Source organism: Streptomyces sp. CB02400, from assembly GCF_001905725.1.
GTDB classification, from domain to species: Bacteria; Actinomycetota; Actinomycetes; order Streptomycetales; family Streptomycetaceae; genus Streptomyces; species Streptomyces atrovirens.
Window position 1 is genome coordinate 1 of record NZ_LIWB01000020.1, and the last position, 23,900, is coordinate 23,900.

The following is a 23,900-nucleotide window of genomic DNA, read 5'->3' on the forward strand; positions in this document are numbered from 1 at the left end:
ACAGATGAAAACGACCTCTTAGATCGCGGTGAGTTCGAGCTGGCCCGATACGGCGCCGCTGTCCTGCGGGATGCGCAGTTCGACGGTGTCCACGGGGAAGCCGCACTTGGGCAGGACGTTGCGGTTGACCAGGACACCGAGGAGGTCGCGGTGCGTCAGATTGCGGATGACCTTTGACCTTCTCGTACATGTCCGCCAGCCGGTACTTGCGGGCGGTCACCGCCTGATCGCGACACCCATCAGCGCATCTACGACCAGCAGGTCACCCTCGGCACCGTCGGCGTCAACATCCGGGGCTGCTCGTCCAGACTCACCCTCAGCTACCGCACCACCAAGGAGATCCTCTCCCGGGCCATGCAGGTGGTGAACCTCACCGGCAAGGACTTCGCCTACGACGACCTCGACGACAGCACCGACAACCTCGACGGGTACCGCTCCGACCTGCGCGGCCCCGTGCCCGACCTGGTCCCCTGCACGTCCTGGGACGACGAACTCGACCAGCTCGCAACCACATTGACCGCCTGGCGCAAGGAGATCACGACGGGCAACGGCGGCACCGGCCCGCGCCGGGACCCGCGCGGCAGTATCGCCATGTGTGTCACGGAACGAGACATGGTCAGCCAAGTGATGTTCCATCTGGCCACCAAGGCGGGGATCACCGTCGCCAAACTCACCAAGGATGGTTCCAAGAGGGACGGCGAGGTGTACGTCGGCACGATGCACCGCTTCAAGGGCCTCGAATACCAGAAACTGGCCATCGTCGGCGCCCGCGACGGTGTCATCCTCCGCACGGCGGTCATCGAGCGCTACCGCGCCACCGACCCGCGGCGCTGCGCCCGCGAGGAACTCAGGGCACGCTCACTGCTCTTCGTGGCCGCGACCCGCGCCCGCGACGCGCTCCGCATCAGCTGGCACGACAGGCCGAGCCCGTACCTGCCGGTCTGAGCAGCACCACGGCCTCGCGCGTGGGCCGCGTCCGACGGCGTACCGTACGGACGCGGCCCGTTTACGAGGGGCTGAAGATGAGACGAGCATGGAACGGAATTTAGAGGCGTCCAGCACCGGCCTCCTCGTGCATCCTGCATCTCACGGTGTGCATCCCCTTGTGCGACGGCCACTCCATTCAGGCTGAACGCCTACCCCGGCCGGATGGGCGATCCTTCTTCAGTCTGAGTTGGGGAAGCCAGCGCTCAGAACCGGGCAGCGGGAAGGTGAGTTCTTCGCGGGGCGCGGAGCGCGGGAACCAGGTGCGCGGTTCGGGGAGGCGGAGGGTGAGCTGTGAGACGGCCGCCATGGCGGGCGACGGTTCGCGCTCAAGGTAGTTGAGGATGAGAGGCATCCCTTCCGGACTCACTTGCGGGTTCCATGTACGGCAGGCGACCTGGCAGTACTCCCGGGCCTCGAACACCACGCCTTTGCACGTTCCCGGTTGCTCCCCATCCCTCATCCACAGGATGCGGTCGCCGGGCACGAGGCGCTCCCTGCCGATGAGCACTCCGTTGGCAACGCTCCCCGCAGCGTCGAGGTGAGGCACAGGATCGTCGTCCCCACCGACATCCCCATCGCTGAGACCGGCCGCCTCGTCCGGCACGCCCGCCGCGTAGATCTCCAACTGGTCGCCGTCGGCGTGGGACTGCCAGAGATCGAGCGGCTTCCATCCGCCGCCATCGAACAGCGACGGCCGGGCCAGCAACATGAAGACTTCGCCCGCCTCAAGGGCGAGCACAACCCGGTCATGACCACCGATGGGATGAATCTTCCCGGCCTCCCAAGCGTCGTTGCCGTTCACCTCCAGCACACATTCGCGGACGGCCTCCACGGCGATGTCGACAGACACGTGGAAGAACTCCCGGCGTGGGTTGATCCTCCATTCCGCCGGACGATGATGAATGAGCTTCTCGACTTGGGACCAGCGCATGGTCAGCGCACGGAAGACCACCTCGAACGGCAGAGGTACGCCTTCATGGCTGGCTGGAGATCTTCGCCGCACGCTCCTCTGGCAGCAACGTGGTGAGGCCGATCTTCACCATGTCAGGCAGCGCGGGATTCCGCATAACGCAGACAAAGCCGGTTTCATATGTGATCACATGCGTATTCTGGCGCTGTGCGGCAGAGTATGTTCACACTTTCATGCCTTTGTTGTGCAACCGAGGAACGAAAGTGGCAGTACATCGGGGATCCGGCCTCAGGCCTGATGCGGGGAAGATTCGCTTTCAGTATGAAGCGGGTTGGCCATCGGCGTCGTAGTGGGTGCTTACTGGCATCGTCAGTGAAACAGCCGCTCCGTTCGCCGTGCAGGCCCCTCCCTTCACCCAAGATCTTCAAGGAGCAGATCCAGCGCCGCCTCCTCGTGCAGGGAGATGCCCGACGCCTCCATGGCGGGCGCCAGTTCCGGGTCCCACGCGGCCTCCACCGGCAGGCCGGTGAGGGGGAGTTGCGGAGTGCCGTGCAGTCGGGTGCGGGTCGCCAGGTGCTCGTAGTCGGGGGCGCGCATGCGCCACGGGTCGGCCGCGTAGCGCCGGGTGACGCGGTTGGCGAGGGTGATGCCGGGCCAGTCGAAGTCGCCGTGGTAGACGAAGGTGCAGCCGGACGCCGCCAGGGCGTCGAGGAGGGTGAGGACGACCGTCGTCGCGCTGCCCGAGGTGCAGACCAGGGGTGCGGTGCGGGCGGTGTCGGCGGCGGCCTCGACCACGCGGGGGTTCTCGCAGACGTGGACCCGGGTGCCGGGTGGCAGCCGCAGGGTCAGCGTGCGTAGTTCGCGCAGGGTCAGGTGGGTTTCCCTGTGGTGGTCGGCGCGGTCGAGCAGGGCCGTCTCCTGCCAGGTGCCGCCGATGGGGCGCAGGCCGTAGGTGAGGACCGTGCTGGAGACCTCGTCCGGGGTGACCGAGGCGGTGCGCCACAGGGCCCGGCGGGTGGGGGCGTCGGTGGGGAAGTCGGTGTCGTGTGCCAGGGCTATGCCTCGTAGGACCAGTCGGGACAGCAGGGTGCCGTCGTCCAGGCCGTGGGCGGAGCCGGTGGCGCGGGTGGCCAGTTCGCCGCGGCCCCAGGAGGCCGGGGCGGGGTGCGCGTCGCCGTCCGGGAAGAGGGTGGCCAGGGTGCGGATCGCCTGGGTGACGACCGTGGTCGCGGTGTGCGGGTCCTGGCGGGTGAGGGTGCCGCCGCGGCGTAGGTCCTCCAGCCATTGCTCCGCCCATGGCCGGTCCGACAGGGATGTGGATTCCAGCTCCGTCCGGGCCGTCGACCATACGCGGGCCCGTTCGGCCGTCGCAGCGTCGCGGATCGCCCTGCGGTCCGTCAGGGGTGGCCCCAGTTCCTCCAAGACTGCGGCCAGGCCCCGGCCGACCGCGCTGGCGCGCAGGCGGGCGTCCAGGTCGGGGAGGCCGATCGTGGCGGTGGGGCCGGTGACGGGTCTGGCCAGGAGGAGGGAGAGGGCCTCGCGTTCCGGTGCGTCCAGGTGCTGGAGTCTCATGGTTCCGGCCGGCTGGAGGCCGTTGCGTTCGAGGCGGGTGCGGGCCGCCGTCCAGAGGCGGGTGAGTCCCGGCCGCGTGAGGAAGGCGAGGGTCTCGGCGCCCAGGGAACCCTCGTCGGCGCGTCCGGGGCGGCTCATACCGGCATCAGCCTCCGCTGCCGTCCGTTCCACGTGTAGTGGAGCGTCGCCACGCCCCGTACGTGCGGGTCGCGCAGGCACTCGTAGATGTGCAGGGACGGCACGTCGGGCCAGTTGCCGATCAGGCGTTCGCTGGTGAGGACGAAGTCGAGGTCCAGGTCGACCAGGATGCGGCCGAGGCGGGCGTGCGTGGGCTCGTCGACCTTGGCGAAGGCGTCGTCGAGGAGGATGAGGCGGGGGGTGTGCGGGGCGGCGTCGGCGAGGCCGGTGAAGTGCGCCGCCGCCGCGGCGAAGAGGACCAGGTAGGACAGGACCCGCTGTTCGCCCTGGCTCAGGCCGGTGCGGCCGGAGAGTTTGCGGCGGCTGCCCGGTGCCGCGTCGTCCACCACCCAGGGGGTGAAGGTGAACCAGTCCCGGTAGTCCAGGGCGGCCCGCAGGTGCGCCGCGTATCCGGCGGCCGGGTCGGCGCGGCGGGCGTCCTCGATACGGCGCTGGAGGACCTCGCGGAGCTGCTCGGACTGCTCGCGGGTGCGCAGGCCCGAGGGGCTGCGCAGGAGGTCGACGGCCGCCTTGACGTCCGCCTCCACGCCGTCGGCCAGTTTCCAGTCGAGGGTGACGCCCAGGCCGTGTGACGTGCGGACCGTGGCGAGGGTGGTGTTGAGGGCGGAGACCAGGGCTCCCGCGGCCAGGACCTGTGCGGACAGGTGGTCGCCCAGCTCCCCGGTCAGGAAGCGCTGGAAGACCTCGCGTTCGCGCTCCGTCAGACGCTCGCGCGCCTCGGCGGCCTCGGCCGCGATGCGTTCGCCGACCTCGGCGATGTCCCGCGGGCCCTGGTCGTCGACGAGCCGGCACAGCTTGATGCCGTCGTTCTCCTCGATGGTCGCGTCGTAGCCGCCGGAGAGCTGGTCGCGCAGTTCGGTGTGGCGGTTGAGGAGGGTGGTGTCGGAGATGTCGTGGCGTTCGGCGTCCAGGCCGCGGCGTACGGCGTCGGTCAGCAGGCCCAGTGCCGTGATGCGCTCCCGCACGCCCTGGTGGACGGGGTCCGGGGACTTCAGGGCCGCTCCCCCGTCCGCGTTGGTGTCGAGGCCCGCTCCCTTCAGTACGCCCGGCAGCGCGAGGGCCGCGCGCAGTCTCCTGCCGCGGGCCAGCACCTCGGTCTCCTGCGCGGCGAGTGCCTCGTGCCGCTTCCGCTCGTCCTCCTCGGCCCGTACGCGCAGGTCGTGCACGTCGCTCCGGTCCCTCCGCGCGGGCGGCAGTTGGCGTCCCACCGCGTCCAGGCGACGCTTCGCGTCGGCCTCCCGGGCGAGGATCTCCTGCTCCGTGGCGCCGAGGGCCTCCTCCAGGGCCCGGACGGTGCGGCGGGCGGCCTCCAGGCGGCCGAGGGGCTCGGCGTAGTCCGCCTCGGCCTCCCGGCGGGCCGAGGCGGCGCGCTCGTAGTCGGTGCGGCTGCCGCGGTGGTTCTCGGCCGTGGACAGGACCGCGCGGATCCGCCGCCGTAGTTGCCGCGTGCCCTGTCCGAGGCGGTCGAGGGCCAGGCGGACCGTTTCGAGTGCGGCCGGGTCCGTCGGGAGGCCCTGGGCGTTCGCCGTCGCCTCGGTCTCGCGCCGGGCGGCGACCGCGCGGGCACGCGCCTGGTGTGCCTCACGGGCGGCCGTGGACGCCTGCGCGGCGAGGGATCCGGCGGCGCGTTCGGCCTCGGTGGTACGGGCCCACGCGTCCGTCAGTCCACGGGCCGAGGGCGGTCGGCGCAGGGTGTGGTCCACCTGGTCGCGGTGGTCGGTGAGGATACGCAGGGCGTGCCGGCGCTCCTCCAGCTCGCCTTCCACGTCGCTCAGCCTGCGGTCGATGTCCGCCAGGGCGCGGCGGCGGGTCTCCGCGCGCACCTCCGCGCCCACGTACTCGGCGGTCCGCTTGGCGTGGCGGCCTCGGGCGACGCCGAGCCGCCAGGAGCCGTCGGTGCCGATCGCGGTGTGCGGTCCGGTCTCCGCGTCGGCGGCCGTGTCGGTACCGGTGACGGGGACTCCGGCCTCGGCGAGGGCCACCGTCTCCAGCAGGCGTCGTACCTGCTCCGCCGTCACCCCGCTGTCCGGTGCGGCGACGGGCCGCAGCACCTGGGTGAGTGTCGGCCCGGGCGCGGGTGTTCCGGGGACCAGGAGGGTGTCCCGCGTGGCCGGGTCGAAGGCCGTGCCGTCGGCGTGTACCCAGGCATCGAGCAGACCGCTCGCCTCCAGCGCGGCTTCCAGCCCTGCCCGCGCGTCCGGTTCCAGGTCGGGGGCGAAGTCCACCAGGCGGTACAGGGGTGCTCCGGTGCCGGGCGTGCGGGGCGCCGTGCGGTGGGGCTGGGGTGCGGGTTCGGGGTCGGTGCGGCGCTCCCATTGCTCGCGCCGGTGCCGTAGATCGTTCCGTTCCGCCTCCTGTGCGCGGACGGTCAGGGCGAGGGCGTCGCGTTCCTCGGCCAGGTCCGCCAGCCAGGGGTCGACGGCGGACCTGGCGGTGTCGGCCACCTCGTCGGGGGCGTGGGCGGGCAGCGGGCCGTCGGCCGGGTCGTGTGCGAGGAGGGCGAGTACGTCGTCCAGGGGCAGCCCGGTGAGTTCGCGCAGGCGCCCGGTCCACGTTCCGGCCGCGTCCGCGTACGTCTCCGACTCGCGCACGGTTTCCTGCCGGCGCTCTCCGGTCCGGGTGCGCGCGTGCTCCACCTGTTCTTCCAGGCGCTCCCGGGTGGCGTCGGCCTCGTCCGCCTCCCGGTGGGCCGCGTCCGACCGCTCGATGAGGGCGCCCAGTTCGGTGACGAAGCGGACCCGGTTCCTGATCAGCGGCTGCGCGGCGTCGAGCCGGGTGTCCCAGTCGTGCAGCGCGGTCGTGCAGAGTTCGGTGTCGACCGCCAGCACTTCGCTGTGCCGGACCAGGTGGAAGTCGCCTCCCGGGGCTGTCAGTTCCGCCGTGGTGGCGGGTGCGACCGGTGCGACGGGGGTCGCCATGGGCTCGCCCAGGTGCGCGGGGTCCACTCCGGACCGCTCGGCCTCTCGTACCGACTCGGCGTGTACGGTGCTCAGTTCCACCAGCTCTTCGCCGAGCCGCCCGGTCTCGCCGGTGAGGCGCCGGCCTGCTTCCTCCTCGCCCAGGTGCGCCTGGCGGACGGCCTTGAAGGCGGTGTCGGCCGCGCTGTGCAGGGCGGTGACGGTGTCGCGTTTCTCCCCGAGTTCCCGCAGGCTGCGGTATCCGGCACTGGCGTGCAGCGCGGCCAGGTCCGTCCCGGCCGCGGCCGACTCGCCTTCGAGGGTCTCGATGCGGGCGTCGAGTTCCCGCTCGCGCTCGCGGAGTTCCGCCGCCCTGCGCACCGCGTCGGTGGCGGACCCGTGGTACTCCGTCAGCCGCTCCAGGTCACCGCTCACCTGGTCGGTGCGGCGGCGCAGGGAGCCGTGCAGGTAGCCGCGGTAGCCGGTGAGGAAGGTGCTCAGTGCCTGGTCGGTGCGTTCGAGGCGTCCGAGGTAGGCCCGGACGGAGTCGAGGTCGTCCAGGCTGCGGGCCACCTTCTCCACGACCTCGTCGTCGAGGGCGGGCAGGGTCTCGGCGAGGACCTGGACCAGTCCGCCGGAGTCGATGCGGTCGCCGATGGTGGGACGGCGCAGCCGGTGCAGCAGGTGGAGCAGGTTGCGGTAGCGCGCCGGGTCGGTGAGGCCGAACAGGTCGCGGGCGACCCTGGCCCGGTGTTCGACGGCGCGGTCGGTGACGTTCTCCGGGCCGACCAGTGTCTTCAGCCGGTCGACGGGGAGGGGGTGGCCGGCGGGGGCGAGGTCGAGGTCCTCGCCGACGCGCAGGCGTGTGGTGAAGAAGAAGGGCTTCGCCGTCCTGGTCGACCGGGACGCCCGGATGGCGGCGCCGACGGTCAGGTGCTGATCGTTCCCCTCCTCGTCCGTCCGCGCGAATTCCAGCCAGAGGTAGCCCAGCCGGTTGGTCTGGGTGAAGCCGTCGAGCATCAGCCAGGTCAGGGTGGTGCGCCCGGTTCCCGTGGCGTCCAGCGCGCGGGCGTCGCCGTCGAGGAGGTAGGGCAGCAGCATCTCCAGGGCCTTGGACTTGCCCGCGCCGTTCTTGCCGCGCAGCAGCATGCGGCCCTCGCCGAAGGTGAACTCCTGGTGGTCGTACTGCCAGACGTTCCGGATGCCCGCGCGGTGCAGTCGGTAGCGGTGCGGGGACGGCGGGCGGTTCATCGGGGCGGCTCCTCGGCAGGGTCGTCCGTTGACGACTGGGTGGTACGTGGTCCGACGGCCACCGTGGTGGCGTAGCGGGCGGCCGCGGCGAGCAGGATCCAGCCGCCGGCGGCGCGGTCCTGGCCGCGTGCGCCCGAGACGTCGGTGACGGAGCGGCCGTCGGCCGCCGTCTCGTCGTATCCCTCGGGCACACCGTGGCCGTCCGCGCGGACGGGTCCTGCGGGCGCCATCAGGCGCATCCGGACGAGTCGGTCGAGCACGGCGGCGAGGAATCCGTCCCGGTCCTCCAGGTGGCCGCGCTGCCAGGTGCCGCGCCTGCCGTACTCCTCGATCAGTTCGTCGAGCAGGCCGGGCAGCAGTCCGTCCGGGACGGGTACGCCGATGACCAGTCGTCCGCCGACCGCCGGATGGCCGGGGTCCTCGGGGCGCAGCCGCTCGACCAGCCGTTCCACGAGGAGCAGCGCGGCCTGGGCGACCGTGCCGGTGCCCGGGAGGTGGAGGTCGGTGAGGTCGTCGTCCGTGTCGATCAGGGCGATGCCCTCGGCGCGGATCTCGGCCTCCAGACCGAGCAGTTCGGAGAAGGCCTGCGCCTCGCGCCGCTGCCGGGTGCGCAGCCACTCGCGCTCGGCGTCGGTGAGGTCGTCGAGGTGGACGACGGGGGTTTCGACGAGGCGCCGGCGGACGTACGTACGGGGTCCTCCGAAGCCGGGGTCGGCGGCCCGGCGGACGAGGTCCGCGCCGTCGCGGCTCTGGGCGAGCGGGCCGGCGACGACGGCTCGCGCGATGTCGCGGTCCACGGTGAGCAGCGCCTCCCCGGCCCGCTCCTCGGCGACGGCCGTCACCTGGCCCTCGGTCTCCACCAGGACGCCCCAGTCGACGAGTTGCCGCAGGGCGGCCGCGAGGGTGCGTCGCTCGGCCTGCCGCCCGGTGTCGGTGATCTCGATTCCGGCGTCGACGGCCGCGGCGCGCAGGTCGGCGACGAGCTGGGAGAGCAGGAGCTGTTCCGGGGCGGTGACGAGGACGGACAGGGCGAGGGCCAGGTAGGCGTACGTCCGTGGGGTGAACGGTGTTCCGGTCGACGGCCGTTCCAGGCGGTGACCCGAACCCGGGCCGAGGCCCGCCTTGAACAGCCGGGCGTAGGAGGCCTCGACCAGCAGGCGGTAGCCGAACACCTGCTGGAAGCGCTGGGCGAGCCAGTCGGCGTGGCGGCGGATCAGGGGGAACGTGTCGCTGTGCGGTCCGGTGCTGGTGACCAGGGGGTGGGCCAGCAGGAGCCGGGCGGCGGTGCGGCGCTCGGCCGCGAGGGCGACGTCGTGGGCGGAGGGCAGGGGCATCAGGCGCTCGCCTCCCTGACCTCGGGCATCGGCTCCTTCAGCGCGGGCGTCGGCTCCCCCACCGCGGACATCTCCCCCGCCGCGGGTGCGGAGGTGCTCTCGACGGCCACGGTGAGGTCGTCCGCGGTCAGGTCGCCGTCCACGGACCGCAGGACCGTGGACCGGCCGGGTGTGCGCCACGCGGTCAGCCGGATGCCGAGGTCCGCGTCGTCCGCCTGTGCGCCGTCGAGCAGGAAATCGCCGCTTTCCCGGTGCAGCCGGGCGTTGCCGAGTGCGGTGGTGAGCAGCTCCAGCAGCAGTCGCATGGCGGGGGCGCCGAGCCGCACCTGGTCGAACCGGCCGGACGCGCTGCTCAGTTCTTCGGCCGCCGTCCGCCGGGCCTCGGCCTGCTGCCGGGCCTGTTCCATGAGGCGGCGCTTCTGCTCGCTGTGGTCCTCGGCCGCCGCCGCGCGTCCGCGCGGTGATCTGCTGCCGCGCTCGCGCAGCGCCACCGGCACGTCCACCACGGGTCCGGTCCACCAGCTCACATAGGCGGGTACGGACCGGTCGGGGTCGGGCGCGACTCCCAGGTGCCGTGCGCCGTAGAGTCCGAAGGCGGCGACCGCCAGGTCGTGGGCCTCCTCCGGTTCCGCGGCGTCGAACCAGGCCGCGAGCCGCAGCAGGTCCTTGCGGCGGGACATCTCGCCGGAGGCCGAGCGCAGCATCCGCTTGGCGTTGGCGAGGAGCGACTGCAGGGCGCGCAGGGTGGCGTCCCGTAGCTGGTCCACCTGGCTGGAGTGCGCTCCGGTGGCGGTGAACCACTCCCGCATGCCTTCCCAGTCCGCCAGGTCACGTCCACGGCTGCGCTGCACCCGTGTCTCGGGCAGTCCGTCGGCGGGTGCTCCGATGCCCGCCGTGTGCGCGTCGATGCGGGCGAGCAGCGCCGGCAGGTGCGGCCGGACGGCGTCCAGGTGGGCCGCGATGCGCGGGCCCCGGAAGGAGACGTCCTCGGTGATGGCCTCCACGTAGTCGAGCAGCAGTTCCTTGAAGCCCTGGTACTCGGCGGAGTCGAGGTCGTAGCGTGCCAGCACTTGGCCGAGGTAGGCGTAGAAGTCCCGGACGGACTCCGCGAAGCCGGTGAACTGCACGAAGAGTGTGCTGATCCGCTCCAGTGCCTGCTGCGGGTCCGCTCCGCCCGGCGCCGCGGCCATGGCGGCGAGCTCGCGCAGACCTCGGTCGACCAGCGCCAGCAGCTCGCTGCTCACCTCGCGGGCCGCGTCCGCCCCGGCCAGCACCTCGTCCGCGTCGCGCTGCACGCGCTCCCCCAGCTTGGAGAGCTGGTAGCGGGAGCGGGAGCGCTGGTACTCGGAGATGCTCGTCGCCCTGACGGTGTGGGTGCTGCGCAGCAGATTGCCCCAGCGCACGAGCTCCTCGAGCCTGCGGGTGAGCGTCTCCGCGTCCGGTCCCGCCCCCGGGCCGCCGCGCTCGGCCAGCTTGGTGAGCAGGTCGGGCACGGACAGGTCCGCCAGCAGCGTGCCGCAGAACACGCGCATCACCGCGACGTACTCCAGGCGCTCGGGCGCGCTGAGGTACGCGTACGCGCTCAGCCGCTGCCAGGCCTCCGCGTCCGTTTCCTGCCCCTGCGGTGCGTTTCTTTCTTTCCCCTCCACATCGTCGAGACTACGGACCGCCACTGACAGCGCACAGCGGGGTGGGGGTGGACCGAACGATCAGGCATCTCATTCGATCAGTTACGGACACGATTGATTGTTTCTATATCGATTACGGCCAGAGATTACGGGTCGCCCAGGTACGTGGTCGTCTCGGCCTCGTCCAGGCAGGCTTCCCCGAGGGCGGCCCTGTGTTCCCTGCAGCCGGGCCGCCCCCCTCGGAAGGAGGGGGACGGCCGTACGGACAGCGAGCGGAGAGGCGGGGAACGTCAGCCGCGCCAGGTGTCGTTGAGGGTGGTCCGGGTCGAAGTGACGGTCGCGGTGCGGTTGGCGCCGCTCTCCCAGGTCACGTTCCCCGACTCGTCCTTGCGGATGTACTTGTACTCGAAGGACGTGCCTTCGGGGAGTTCCACGTCCAGCTTCCACACCGGGTAGGCGGCCGGGTCGAGCTTGAGGGCGCTGCCCGGGTTCCAGTTGCCCAGTTCCGGCCGGTTGCCTGTCACGTAGATGTTCTGGCCCCAGCTGGTGGTGGCGTTGACGGCGAAGGACACGCCGGGGGTCACCGGGTCGGGATCGGGGACGGTGCCGCCGTCGCAGTTCCGGGCGCCCGCGTGCAGGGCCAGGGCCGTGTCGGCACCGAGGGTGGCGGTGAACCGGCCGGATCCGTCGACGGTGACACCCTTGCCGGACTGGACGTCGCAGTAGTCGCCGGCGGGCAGCGAGGTCTGGAACGTGCGGGTCAGCGAGGAGCCCTCGTGGTTGATGGCGACGTACGCCTTGGAGCCGCGTCCGAAGGCGATCTGGTCACCGCCGTTGTCCCACCAGTCGGTCACGGCCTGGCCGCGGGCGGTGTTGCGGAAGCCGACCATGGAGGAGATCTCGCGCCAGGCGTGCTGGCACTTCCAGCCGTCGCTGTAACAGGCGTTCACCTGACCGCCGTTGGGCGGGCCTGCGTCGCGGTCGGTGAACTCGTAGCCGGAGTGGACGTCGGGGCTGCCGTAGGGCCAGGCCAGCATGAAGACGTGGGCCAGGGTGTAGTCGGCGCCGTCCTTGTAGCTGAGGGTGTCGCCGCCGCGCTCGGTGTCGTGGTTGGCGACGAAGACGTCGGACTTGTCCGAGGCCATGTAGCCCCAGCTCTCGCCGAAGTTCTTCAGGTACGCGAGGTTCTCACCGGTGAAGATCCGCTTGAGGTCACGTGCGTAGCGGAACTCCTGGACGTCGCCGCTGCCGAGGTACTCGGACGGGGAGACGGCCTCGCCCGCGCCGTGGATGGCCTCGTGCTTCCAGTACACGTCCGGATTGCCGAGCCGGGACTTGATGTTCGCCAGGTCACCGGCGGCCATGTGTTTGGCCGCGTCGATCCGGAAGCCGTCGACGCCGAGGGACAGCAGGTCGTTGAGGTAGCCGGCGATCCTCCCCCGTACGTAGTCCTCGCCGGTGTCCAGGTCGGCGAGGCCGACCAGCTCGCACTCCTGGACGTTGAAGCGGTCGCCGTAGTTGTTGCCGATCTGCGAGGTGCAGTTGTCGAAGTCCGGCGCCGAGTAGATGCCCGGGTAGTCGTACTTGGTGTACGACGAGCCGCCGGTCCCGGTGCCGTTGCCGGCCGACATGTGGTTGATGACCGAGTCGGCGATGACCTTCACACCCGCCGCGTGACACGTGTCGACCATGCTCTTGAACTGCCCGCGGTCACCGAGACGGCCCGCGATCTTGTAGCTCACCGGCTGGTAGGAGGTCCACCACTGCCCGCCCTGGATGTGCTCCTGCGGCGGGGAGACCTGGACGAAGCCGTAGCCGGCCGGGCCGAGGGTGTCGGTGCACGCCTTGGCCACCGAGTCGAACTTCCACTCGAACATCACCGCGGTGACGTCCTTGTCGCCGGGCGGGGCCGCCTGCGCCGGTGCCGCGGCGGTGAGGAGGCTGCCGGCCACGCCGGCGGTGAGGGCGAGCGCCGCGGCGGTGGTTCTGCGTGCTCTGCTGGTACTCCGGTGCATGGAGTCTCCCGTGTGAGGATGCGGGTGTCCCGGGTGCCGGCCGACGGATGACTGGGGAGTCGACCCACCCTTGCAATGCCTTGCAGAAAGATGACTGCAAGATGTTGCGGTCGTGACCGTAAGGGCAACGTTCAACTACGGTCAACCCCTTCGACGTCCCGCCTCTCCACAGCTCGTGACGTGTCGTCAGTCGGCCCGCGGGGCGAGCATGTTCAGGGGCGGCGCGGCAGAAAGTCGAAGCGAGACCCCTTTACGGCGCCGTTCCGCGCCGGTAACTTGCCGCTGCCGTAAGTGCTTTCTGAAATTTTCCGTTCGAACTTTCACCGTCCGGGCGCCCAGACCGCCCGTACCCCCTCACCTCGCCTCCCCTCCCCACGCCTCCTCCGGAGACACACATGAGACGCATCCGCACGCGGCTGCCCGGACGACCACTGGCGACAGCCGTGGCCGTCGGCGCCGTCCTGGGGCTGCTTTCCGTCCCCTCGACCGCCACCCCCTCCCCCAGGACCGCCCCCGCCGCCGCCACGGCCGACAACACGGCGACCGTCTTCTACTACACGAAGACGAAGAACTGGGACCGGTACAACCTGCACTACGCGCCCGACGGCGGTTCCTGGACCGCGGTCCCCGGTGTGGCGATGGAGACCGCCTGCACCGACTGGGTGAAGAAGACGGTCACCCTGGGTACCTCGGAGGGCCTGCAGGCCACCTTCAACAACGGCTCGGGCACCTGGGACAACAACTCCGGCAAGAACTACGCCCTCGGCACGGGGAACATCACGGTCAAGGACGGCGTGGTCGCCCACTCCGACCCCTGCGCCGGCGGCGAGGACCCGGATCCGACGCCGGGGGACGGCAACCGGGCCACCGTCTACTACTCCACCCGGGCCCTCGGCTGGACCACCGCCAACATCCACTACCAGCCGGCGGGCGGTTCGTGGACCACCGTGCCGGGGGCCGGCATGCAGGGCGCGTGCGCGGGCTGGTGGAAGAAGGACGTCGACCTCGGCACGGCCACCTCGATGAAGGCCGCGTTCAACAACGGCAACGGCGTGTGGGACAACAACAAGGGCGCCGACTACACCCTGCCCACCGGTGTCACCACCGTCTCCGACAACACGGTCACCGAGGACGCCGACGACCCGTGCGCCGACGAGGTGCCCGACACACAGGCGCCGACCGCCCCGGCCGAGGTGACCGCCCGGGCGGACGGCGTGTCCGTCGTGCTGACCTGGGAACCGTCCACCGACGACACGGGCGTCACCACGTACCAGGTCACCCGCACCGGCGGAACCAAGGGCGATCTCGTGACCGACGTCGGCTCGACCGTCTTCTCCGACACGAACCTGGAGGAGAAGACCACCTACACCTACACCGTCCGGGCCGTGGACGCCGCCGGCAACGTCTCCGCGGCCTCGGCCGCCGCGACGGCGACCACCGGCACGAAGCCGCCGACGCCCGCCGCCGGCAAGCCGCTTGCCACCGACCCGCGCAAGGACCCGATCTACTTCGTCCTCACCGCCCGCTTCGACGACGGCGACAGCTCCAACAACCGCGGCGGCAGCCAGCACGAGAAGTCCGGCAACGCGGCGAACGACGATCCCATGTTCCGGGGCGACTTCAAGGGCCTGGTCAACAAGCTCGACTACATCAAGGGCCTCGGCTTCTCGGCCGTGTGGATCACCCCGGTGGTCCTCAACCGCTCGGACTACGACCACCACGGCTACCACGGCTACGACTTCTACAAGGTGGACCCGCGCCTGGAGTCCGCCGGCGCCTCCTACCAGGACCTCATCGACGCGGCCCACGCCAAGGGCATGAAGATCTACCAGGACGTCGTCTACAACCACTCCTCCCGCTGGGGCGCCAAGGGCCTGTTCACCCCGACCGTCTACGGTGTGCGCGACTCCCAGTGGAGCTGGTACTACGACGAGAAGCAGCCCGGCTTCGAGTACGACGGCCTGACCGTCGACCCCAAGAGCGGAAAGTCCTACTACAACGGCGACCTGTGGTCCACCGCCGAGCCGTCCGGCAACACCTGCGTCGACTGGGGCACGCCCACCGGCGCCAAGAGCCCCGAGGGCTACACCATCTACAACTGCCAGTGGCCCAGCCCCACGTCCGGCATGTTCCCCAAGGCGCTCTACCACAACTGCTGGATCGGCAACTGGGAGGGCGAGGACTCCCGTTCCTGCTGGCTGCACGAGGACCTCGCCGACTTCGACACCGAGAACGCGCAGGTGCAGAACTATCTGATCGGCGCCTACAACAAGTACATCGACATGGGCGTCGACGGCTTCCGCGTCGACACGGCCGTGCACATCCCGCGCACCACCTGGAACCGCCGTTTCCTGCCCGCGATCCAGGAGCGCGTCGCCCAGCAGCACGGCGCCGAGGCCGCGAAGAACTTCTTCGTCTTCGGCGAGGTCGCCGCCTTCGTCAACGACAAGTGGAACCGGGGCTCGGTCAACCACTCCGCGCAGTTCTACACGTGGAAGGAGCGCAAGGAGTACAGCGCCGACGACGAGAAGGCGGCGCTGGAGATGTACGACTACGAGCAGCAGCAGGGGACGGGGAACCAGCCTACGTCCACCAACGCCTTCCTCGAAGGCAACACGTACCACACCCCGGACCACAGCCGCTTCTCCGGCATGAACGTCATCGACATGCGCATGCACATGAACTTCGGTGACGCGAGCAACGCCTTCCACAACGGCAAGGACTCCGACGACAGTTACAACGACGCCACGTACAACGTCGTCTACGTCGACAGCCACGACTACGGGCCCAACAAGAGCAGCGAACGCTACACGGGCGGCACCGACGCCTGGGCCGAGAACATGTCGCTGATGTGGACGTTCCGCGGCATCCCCACCCTCTACTACGGCTCGGAGATCGAGTTCCAGAAGGGCAGGAAGATCGACTGCGGCCCGAGTTGCCCGCTGGCCACGACCGGCCGGGCGTACTACGGCGACCATGTCGCCGGCGAGGTGAAGGCCTCCGGCTTCTCCGAGGTCGACTCGGCCACCGGCGCCGTCGCCACGACGCTGCAGCAGCCGCTCGTCAAGCACGTACAGCGGCTGAACCAGATCCGCCGGGCCGTTCCCGCACTCCAGATGGGCCAGTACTCCACGGACGGCATCAGCGGCGACATGGCCTTCAAACGGCGCTACACCAGTGGCGGCACGGACAGTTTCGCCCTCGTGACCGTCTCGGGCGGAGCGACCTACACCGGCATTCCCAACGGAACCTACCGGGACGCGGTCACCGGCGACACCCGGACCGTCACCAACGGCAGCCTCACCGTGGCCGCACCGGGGAAGGGCAACCTGCGGGTGTACGTGCTGAACGGCGGCGGGAAGATCGGGGCCGACGGTCCCTATCTCAAGTAGGAGCGGGGCAGGGGGTGTTCACAGTGCCTACACTCGCGATCATGACCACTGAGACCCCCCTCTCCGGGGCACCGGCCGACGACACCGCCGAACCGGCCCTCTTCGAGACCATGTCCACCATGCGGGCCATGCGGCGCCTGAAGCCCGACCCGGTGCCCGGCGACCTCCTGGACCGGCTGATACAGGCGGCCGTCTGGGGCCCCAGCGGCGGCAACATGCAGCGCTTCGAGTACGTCGTCGTCACCGACTCCGCGGTCATGGCCGAGCTCGCGCCGCTGTGGAAGCGTTGTGTGGACGCGTACCTGGCCACGACCGGCAAGTACGCCCCCGCCGGCATGGACGAGGCGGCGTACGCACGCATGGTCGCCGCCATCGAGTACCAGCGCGACCACTTCGCCGAGACCCCGGCGCTGATCATCCCCTGCTACCGGTTCCCGGAGCCGAGGATCGAGGAGGAGGGACTGCGCCTCTACGCCGAAGCGCTCGGCGCCGAGGCGACGGAGCGCATGGGGCGGATCCAGGAGCGCTTCTCCGCCCTCGCGGAGGGTTCCTGCGTCTACCCGGGCGTGCAGAACCTGCTGCTCGCCGCGCGTGCCCTGGGCCTGGCCGCCAACATCACCATCTGGCACCTGTTCCTGGAGAGCGAGTGGAAGGCGGCGCTGGGCATCCCCGACGCCATGAACACCTTCGCCGCCATCCCGGTGGGGTGGCCGCGCGGCAGGTTCGGTCCGGTGAGCCGCCGCCCGGTCGAGGAGGTCGTGCACCGCGACCGCTGGTAGGCCGCACGGTGCCCCCGAACCCGGCCGGCCCGGACCGCACACGCGGTCCGGGCCGGCCGGGTTCGGGACGGGTCCGGGTCACGCCTCCGGGGCCGCCTCCTGGGTGAAGGCCGCGTGGAAGCGGCGGGTGTGGTCCACCTGGCGTTCGGGGCCGGTCAGGGTGACCGTCGCCGTCAGGCGCGCGTCGGTGCTCGACGTGGCGAGGCGGAGTTCCAGGTCACCGGGTTCGACGACCCGGCGGCCGTCGCGGCCGGTGAAGGACGCCACGTCGGCCGGGACCGTGACGCGGACCCGGCGGGACTCGCCCGGCTCCAGCTCCACCCGGGTGTAGCCGACGAGCCGCTGTACCGGCTGGACGACGGAGGCGACCGGGTCGTGCAGGTAGAGCTGGACGACCTCGGTGCCGGAACGGTCACCGGTGTTGCGGACGGTGAGGGCGAGGCCGAACTCTCCGTCCGTACCCGCCTCCCGCCCGTCCACCGCGAGGTCGCTCCAGGCGAAACTCGTGTACGTCAGACCGTGGCCGAAGCCGAACGCCGGGGTCGGGTCGATGTTGGACACCTCGCTGACCTGGGCGAGCCGTGCGCCGAGGTAGGTGGTCGGCTGGGAGCCCGGGCCGCGCGGCACGCTGACCGGGAGCCTTCCGGAGGGGTTGGTACGGCCGCTGAGCACACCGGCGATGGCGTGGGTGCCCGCGACTCCGGGGAAGAAGGACTGCACGATCGCCGCGGACTCGGCGACGGCCCGGCCGAGCGCGTACGGCCGGCCGGCGAGCAGGACGGTCACCACCGGCCTGCCGGAGTCGAGCAGCGCGTCGAGCAGGTCCTGCTGGGCGCCGGGCAGGGCGAGGGACTCCGCGTCGCAGCCCTCACCGCTGGTGCCGCGGCCGAACAGGCCCGCGCGGTCGCCCAGTACGGCGATGACGATGTCCGCGTCCCTGGCCGCGTCCACCGCCTCACCGATGCCGGAGAGGTCCCCGTCGTCGACGCCGGTGCCGCGTACGGCCGTGATCTCCGCGTCGGGGAACTCGGCGGCCAGGGTGTCCCGCAGGGTGGGCAGGTCGATGCCGACCGGGACGTCCGGGTGCTGCACGCCCACGTGCTGGGGGAAGGAGTAGCAGCCCAGTACGGCGGTGGCCTCGGCCGCGTTGGGGCCGACCAGGGCGATGCGGCGGGGCGCGGCCAGCGGCAGGGTGCCGTCGTTGGTGAGCAGGACGACCGCCTTCTCGGCGATCTCGCGGGCCAGTTCCCGGTTCTCGGGCCGGTCCAGGTCGATCTTGCCGCGCAGGGCGTCCGGGTCGTCCAGGTCCACGCCGTCGAGCGCGGGCGGCACCGGGTTCCAGTCCGGGTCGAGCAGGCCGAGCATCGCCTTCTGGCCGAGGACGCGGCGCAGGGCTCGGTCGATGAGCGCCTCGGGGACGCGGCCGGCGGTGACGGCCTCGGCGAGCGGTGCGCCGAACGTCTTGACGGTGGGCAGTTCGATGTCGACACCGGCCTTCAGCGCGGCGCCCGCGGCCTCGGCCCAGTCTCCGGCGATGCCGTGCAGGGTCTTGAGGAAGGCGATGCCGAAGTAGTCGGCGACGACGGTGCCCTCGAAGCCCCAGGTGTCGCGGAGCAGTCCGGTCAGCAGGCTCTCGTCGGCCGCGGCGGGGACGCCGTCGGTGTCCGTGTAGGAGTGCATCACGGAGCGGGCGCCGCCCTCGCGGATCGCCATCTCGAACGGCGGCAGCAGGACGTCGGCCCGTTCGCGGGCGCCCATGGGGGCGGGGGCGAGGTTGCGTCCGGCGCGGGAGGCCGAGTAGCCGACGAAGTGCTTGAGGGTGGCGACGATCCCGGCGGACTCCAGGCCCTGGACGTACGCGGTGCCGATGGTGCCGACGAGGTACGGGTCCTCGCCGATGGTCTCCTCCACGCGGCCCCAGCGGGCGTCGCGGACCACGTCGAGGACGGGGGCGAGGCCCTGGTGGATGCCGACGGACCGCATGTCGCGACCGATGGCGGCGGCCATCCGGCGCACCACGTCCGGGTCGAAGGTGGCGCCCCAGGACAGCGGGACGGGGTAGGCGGTGGCGCCCCAGGCGGCGAAGCCGGCCAGGCACTCCTCGTGCGCGACGGCGGGGATGCCGAAGCGGCCCGCCGCCGTGATGCGGGACTGGGTGCGCAGCAGGGAGAGCGCGCCGAGCGCCGGGTCGACGGGTGCGGTGCCGAAGGGGCGGGTGAGCTGGCCCAGTCCGGTGGGCAGGAGCGCGTCGAGGTCGACGGCCTCCTCCATGTCGTGCTGGTGCGGGGCCACTTCGCCGCCGTTGGCGGACGCGCCGACCCACACGCCGTACAGCTGGGCGATCTTCTCCTGGAGGGTCATCGCGCCGATCAGCGCGTCGACTCTGGCGGCGACGGGGTGGGTGGGGTCGTTCCAGAGGGGGATTTCGGGGGTGGTCTCTACGGCCACGTCGGCAGTCACTTTCCTCCGACGCCCATCAGACCCTGGACCAGGGCGCGACGGGCGAACAGGTAGACGAGCAGGATGGGCACCATGGACAGCACCACGGCTCCCAGCAGACCGGGGATGTCGATGCCGTGCGCGGTCTGGAAGTTGTACAGGCCCAGGGTGACCACCTTGGTGGAGTCGGACTGGGTCAGGACGAGCGGGAACAGGAAGCCGTTCCATGCCTGGAGCGCGGAGAAGACCACGATCGTGGACAGTCCGCCCCTCGACAGCGGCAGGACGAGCTGGAAGAACATGCGCCGCGGGGTGGCGCCGTCCATGGCCATGGCCTCGTACAGCTCCGGGGAGATGTCGCGCATCGCGCCGCTGAGGATCAGCGCCGACATCGGCAGGCAGAACGCGGCCGTGGGCAGGATGACGCCCAGCAGGTTGTCGTACAGCCCGGCTTCGCTGATCAGGTAGAACATCGGCACGATGACGGCCTGGGCCGGGATGGCGAGTCCGAGCAGGAACAGCCGGAAGATCGCCGACGTGGTCCGGCCGCGGCTGCGGACGATCGCGTAGGCGAGCGGCGGGACCAGCAGCAGCACGATGCCGATCACGCAGGCGGTGACGACGAGCGTGTTGAAGAAGTACTGGCCGAAGCCCGAGTTGAAGGCACCCGTGTAGTTGTCCAGCGTGAAGCTGTCCGGGAAGGAGACCGGGCCGTTCTCGGCGTAGTCCTGGCGGGTGCGCAGGGTCGCGGCGAGCATCACGTACAGCGGCAGGCCGACCAGGAAGAGCCAGAAGAGCGAGCCGACGCCGGCCACGTAGTTCGGTCGGCGCCTCATGACACACCCTCCATGGAGCTGCGCATCTTGTCGTAGCCGGAGACCCGGACGACGATCAGCGAGATGATCGTGGACGCGACGACCAGGGCCAGGGCGATCGCGGAGCCGGTGCCGTAGTCGAAGCTCTTGAACGCCTTGTCGTACATGTAGTAGGCGCTGATGGTGGTGTCGGTGCCGGGGCCGCCCTGGGTCAGGATGAGGACCGTCTCGAAGGTGGTCAGGCCGCCGACGATCATCAGGATCATCGAGGTGATCATCGAGTTGCGCAGCTGCGGCAGCGTGATGTGGAAGAACTGCCGGTAGCGGCCCGCCCCGTCGATCTCCGCGGCCTGGTAGAGCACTTGGGGGATCGCGCGGGCGGCGCCCTGGTAGATCAGCGTGTGGAACGGGGTGAACTGCCAGGTGCTCACGAACGCCAGCACGCCGATGGCGGTGGCCTGTTCACCGAACAGGTTGCCGTCGCCGAAGAGCCAGGCGGCCTCGGCCGGGATGCCGAAGTTCGGGTCGAGCAGCGCCCGCCACAGCACGGAGACGGCCGTCGCGGACAGCAGCAGCGGGATGAAGTAGATGACGGACAGTACGGCGCGGTTGCGCTGGTGACCGGCGGCCCAGACGCCGAGCAGGATGCTCAGCGGGGTCTGGAGGACCACGCCGAGCACGGTCAGCAGCAGGGTCAGCCAGATGCTCTTGAGCATCACCGGGTCGTCCATCAGGCGCGACCAGTTGTCCATGCCGACGAACTCGGGCGAGCTGAGCCCGTCCCAGGTCATGAAGGACAGCACCGCCACCATGATCAGCGGGACGATCGCGAAGAGGGTGAAGAACACTGCGGCGGGCAGCGCCCAGGTGAAGCCGGGGCGGCCCACCGTCGTTGCGGACGAGGCGGGCGGCCGCCGCCGGGCCCCCTTGCGGGGTCCGGCGGCGGGCCGAGCGCTCGTGGTCTTTGTCGTCATGAGCCGTTCGTCACTCGGTCGGGAGGGCCTGCATGGCCTTGATGAAGCCGTCCGTGTCGAGCTGTCCGTTGAAGAACTGCTGGATGGCCTTGTGCATGTCCGAGCTGGCCTTCTGCGGGTACGCCTGGTCCCAGGAGAGCTGGAACGACGGGGCGTCGGCGACCAGGTCGTACTGGAAGCGCGAGTACTCGGGGGAGCCCGCGGTCTCGATGAACTTGTCGGTGTTGGTCGTGGTCGGCAGGTTGCCGATCTCCAGATGCGCCTTGACGAAGTCGTCGGAGTACATGAGCTTCAGGAACTCGGCGACGGCCTCGGGGTGCTTGGTCTTCTTCATCACCGAGTAGTAGTTGTTGGTGTTGCCGGCGACGTTGGCCGGGTCGCCCTTGCCGCCCTCGACGGCCGGGAAGGCGGTGTAGCCGAGGTCCTTCTCGGCGAACTCCTTGTGGTCCGTGAGCTGCTGGGAGTAGTACCAGGAGCCCATCAGTTCGAAGCCGGCCTTGCCCGCGGCCACGAGCTGGACCGAGCCGCCGTTGGTGTACTTGACGGAGTCGTAGTTCTTGCCGAAGGCGCCGGCGTCGACGAGTTCCCTGATCATGTTCAGGGCCTTCTTGCTGTCCGCGCTCTCCCAGGCGCTCTTGTCGCCCCCGACGGCCTTCGCGAACAGCTCCGGTCCGGCGATGCGGTCGTAGAGGTACTGGAACCACATCTGCGTCGGCCAGACGTCGCCGCCGCCGAGCGCGATCGGCGTGACGCCCTCGTCCTTGAGCTTGCCGACCGCGTCGAGCAGCTCGTCCCAGGTCTTCGGCGGCTTGACGCCCGCCTTGTCGAGGACCGCCTTGTTGTGGAAGAGCAGGACCGGCTGGGTGCCGCGCATCGGGATGCCGTACGGCTTGCCGTCGACGACGGCGTTGTTGAAGACGGACGGCAGGAACTTGTTCTCCAGGTCCGGGTTCTTCTTGATGAAGTCGTCGAGCGGCATCAGCAGGTCGGCCTTGACGAACGGCTTGATGCTGCCGCCGCCCCAGTTGAAGAAGACGTCCGGGGCCTGGGGGGTGCTGATGATCGTCTGCAGCTTCTGCTGGTAGTCCGCACCGGGGATGGTGTCGAGGACGACCTTGACGTCGGACGTCTTGTTGAACTTGTCGACGAGCTGCTTCTCGACCTTGTTGCTGGCGTCCCCGTAGACCAGGACATGGATCTTGCCGTCGTCCGCCGACGCCCCGCCGTTCCCGTCGCCGCAGGCCGAGAGGCTCAGTGCGAGGGCGAGCGTCGCACCGCAGGCGACCAGTCTGGGCAAGCGCGCACGTGTCTTCATCGTTCGCCTTTCGAAAGTTTCGGCATCATCACCGAAAGTCCATGCCGCTGGACAGTAGGTCAGACCGGTGTTTCGGTCAACGGTCGATTCAGTACTCGCCCAAACCGTTATCGACGCGTGGTGCCGTATCCTGCGCCTATGCACGAAGACGACGAGGTGAACGGTAGAGTCACCCTGGCCACGGTAGCGAAAGAGGCCGGCGTTTCGATGCCGACAGTTTCGAAGGTCCTCAACGGCCGATCGGATGTCTCTCGCGCCACCCGGGCCAAGGTGGAACGGCTGTTGGACGCCCACGGCTACCGCCGTCGCACCCAGTCGGCGTCCCGCTCACCGCTCATCGAGATCGTCTTCCACGAGCTGGAGAGCATCTGGGCGATGGAGCTGATCCGGGGCGTGGAGAACGTCGCCAAGGAGAACCGCGCGACGGTCGTCCTCACCGAGAGCGGCACCCGGCACACCCCCGCGCCGGAGTGGCTCCCGGGCGTGCTGCAACGCAGGCCGCTGGGCGTCGTGCTGGTCTTCTCCACCCTCCCGGAGGACATCAAGCGCCAGCTCAGGGCGGCGGCCATCCCCTTCGTCGTCATCGACCCGGCGGGCGACCCCGACCCGGACGTCCCCTCGGTCGGCTCGGCGAACTGGGCCGGCGGTCTCGCCGCCACCCGCCACCTCACCGACCAGGGACACCAACGGGTCGCGATCATCACCGGGCCCGAGGACATGCTGTGCTCACTGGCGCGTCTCGACGGCTACCGCTCGGCCATGGCGATGGCGGGTCTGGAGACCGACCCGCGGCTGATGCGCTTCGGCGACTTCCATGTGCAGGGCGGCTTCGAGCACGCCATGGACCTGCTGGAGGGTCCCGACCGGCCCACGGCGATCTTCGCGGGCAGCGACCTCCAGGCGCTCGGCGTGCTGGAGGCGGCCCGGGTCAAGGACCTGCGCGTGCCGGAGGAGCTGTCGGTGGTCGGTTACGACGACGTACCGCTGGCGCAGTGGTCGAGCCCGCCGCTCACCACGGTCCACCAGCCGCTGCGGCACATGGCCGAGGAGGCCGCCCGGATGCTGCTCCGCCCGGACGACCCCGGCACGGCCGCCCAGCGCATAGAGCTGGCGACGCACCTGGTGGTACGGCAGAGCACGGCTCCGCCCAAGGAGGCGTGAGGGGCGCCGGACCGGCCACGGAAGGACGGCCGGCCCGGCGTGCGGCGCCACGTCGGCGCGAGGCCCCGCAGGAGACGCGGCGCCCGTGCGTGCCGCCTACCGTCCCGCGCGACCGGTGAGCACGGCTCCGCCCGAGGAGGTGTGAGGGACGCCGGACCGGGGCCGAATGTTTCGGAGGCTTCCGGAGCACCGCATCGCTTGAGTGGCCCGGCTGTTCTTCGTCCCGTCGACGG

General features: G+C 70.5%; 14 protein-coding genes. 4 read left to right on the plus strand and 10 right to left on the minus strand.

What is annotated here, in order from left to right:
- Nucleotides 1-354: 354 nt before the first annotated feature.
- Nucleotides 355-945 carry a 3'-5' exonuclease gene (locus AMK33_RS33615; RefSeq protein ID WP_235618271.1) on the plus strand — a complete coding sequence of 197 codons (591 nt, stop codon included), beginning with the start codon at nt 355-357 and terminating at the stop codon, nt 943-945.
- A gap of 178 nt (nt 946-1,123) precedes the next feature.
- Here AMK33_RS33615 and AMK33_RS33620 read toward each other — a convergent pair whose 3' ends face one another.
- The 6 genes from AMK33_RS33620 to AMK33_RS33645 form a co-directional block, all read right to left on the minus strand.
- Nucleotides 1,124-1,990 carry a GIY-YIG nuclease family protein gene (locus AMK33_RS33620; protein ID WP_143203887.1) on the minus strand — a complete coding sequence of 289 codons (867 nt, stop codon included), beginning with the start codon at nt 1,988-1,990 and terminating at the stop codon, nt 1,124-1,126.
- A gap of 318 nt (nt 1,991-2,308) precedes the next feature.
- On the minus strand, nt 2,309-3,607 hold the full coding sequence (locus AMK33_RS33625) for a TIGR02679 family protein (protein ID WP_073936802.1): 1,299 nt from the start codon (nt 3,605-3,607) through the stop codon (nt 2,309-2,311).
- Complete coding sequence (locus AMK33_RS33630) at nt 3,604-7,815, minus strand: TIGR02680 family protein (RefSeq protein WP_073936803.1); 4,212 nt, start codon at nt 7,813-7,815, stop codon at nt 3,604-3,606. The genes AMK33_RS33625 and AMK33_RS33630 overlap by 4 nt, the downstream gene beginning before the upstream one ends.
- Nucleotides 7,812-9,149, minus strand: a complete 1,338-nt coding sequence (locus AMK33_RS33635) for a TIGR02678 family protein (RefSeq protein ID WP_073936804.1) — start codon at nt 9,147-9,149, stop codon at nt 7,812-7,814. The genes AMK33_RS33630 and AMK33_RS33635 overlap by 4 nt, the downstream gene beginning before the upstream one ends.
- Nucleotides 9,149-10,798, minus strand: a complete 1,650-nt coding sequence (locus AMK33_RS33640; RefSeq protein WP_235618272.1) for a TIGR02677 family protein — start codon at nt 10,796-10,798, stop codon at nt 9,149-9,151. Before AMK33_RS33640 ends, AMK33_RS33635 begins: the two co-directional genes overlap by 1 nt.
- 269 nt (nt 10,799-11,067) lie before the next feature.
- Nucleotides 11,068-12,792 (minus strand): carbohydrate-binding module family 20 domain-containing protein, encoded by a 1,725-nt coding sequence (locus AMK33_RS33645; protein WP_073936805.1) that lies wholly within the window; start codon nt 12,790-12,792, stop codon nt 11,068-11,070.
- Between the two features lie 395 nt (nt 12,793-13,187).
- Between AMK33_RS33645 and AMK33_RS33650 the strand changes: the two genes are divergently transcribed.
- On the plus strand, nt 13,188-16,184 hold the full coding sequence (locus AMK33_RS33650) for a carbohydrate binding domain-containing protein (RefSeq protein WP_073936806.1): 2,997 nt from the start codon (nt 13,188-13,190) through the stop codon (nt 16,182-16,184).
- Between the two features lie 41 nt (nt 16,185-16,225).
- Entirely contained in the window at nt 16,226-16,963 is a 738-nt protein-coding gene (locus AMK33_RS33655) for a nitroreductase family protein (protein WP_073936916.1), read from the plus strand.
- A gap of 78 nt (nt 16,964-17,041) precedes the next feature.
- Here the strand turns inward: AMK33_RS33655 and AMK33_RS33660 are convergent, their stop codons facing one another.
- From AMK33_RS33660 to AMK33_RS33675, 4 genes are read right to left on the minus strand one after another with little or no spacing between them, the layout of a single operon-like run.
- Nucleotides 17,042-19,423 carry a glycoside hydrolase family 3 N-terminal domain-containing protein gene (locus tag AMK33_RS33660; RefSeq protein WP_107425291.1) on the minus strand — a complete coding sequence of 794 codons (2,382 nt, stop codon included), beginning with the start codon at nt 19,421-19,423 and terminating at the stop codon, nt 17,042-17,044.
- Complete coding sequence (locus AMK33_RS33665; protein WP_073936808.1) at nt 19,420-20,238, minus strand: carbohydrate ABC transporter permease; 819 nt, start codon at nt 20,236-20,238, stop codon at nt 19,420-19,422. Before AMK33_RS33665 ends, AMK33_RS33660 begins: the two co-directional genes overlap by 4 nt.
- Complete coding sequence (locus AMK33_RS33670) at nt 20,235-21,191, minus strand: carbohydrate ABC transporter permease (RefSeq protein ID WP_073936809.1); 957 nt, start codon at nt 21,189-21,191, stop codon at nt 20,235-20,237. Before AMK33_RS33670 ends, AMK33_RS33665 begins: the two co-directional genes overlap by 4 nt.
- A gap of 10 nt (nt 21,192-21,201) precedes the next feature.
- A complete protein-coding gene (locus tag AMK33_RS33675; RefSeq protein ID WP_073936810.1) occupies nt 21,202-22,506 on the minus strand; it encodes an ABC transporter substrate-binding protein in 1,305 nt (434 codons plus the stop codon).
- A gap of 207 nt (nt 22,507-22,713) precedes the next feature.
- Between AMK33_RS33675 and AMK33_RS33680 the strand changes: the two genes are divergently transcribed.
- Nucleotides 22,714-23,667, plus strand: a complete 954-nt coding sequence (locus tag AMK33_RS33680) for a LacI family DNA-binding transcriptional regulator (RefSeq protein ID WP_383464163.1) — start codon at nt 22,714-22,716, stop codon at nt 23,665-23,667.
- The last annotated feature ends 233 nt before the right edge of the window (nt 23,668-23,900 follow it).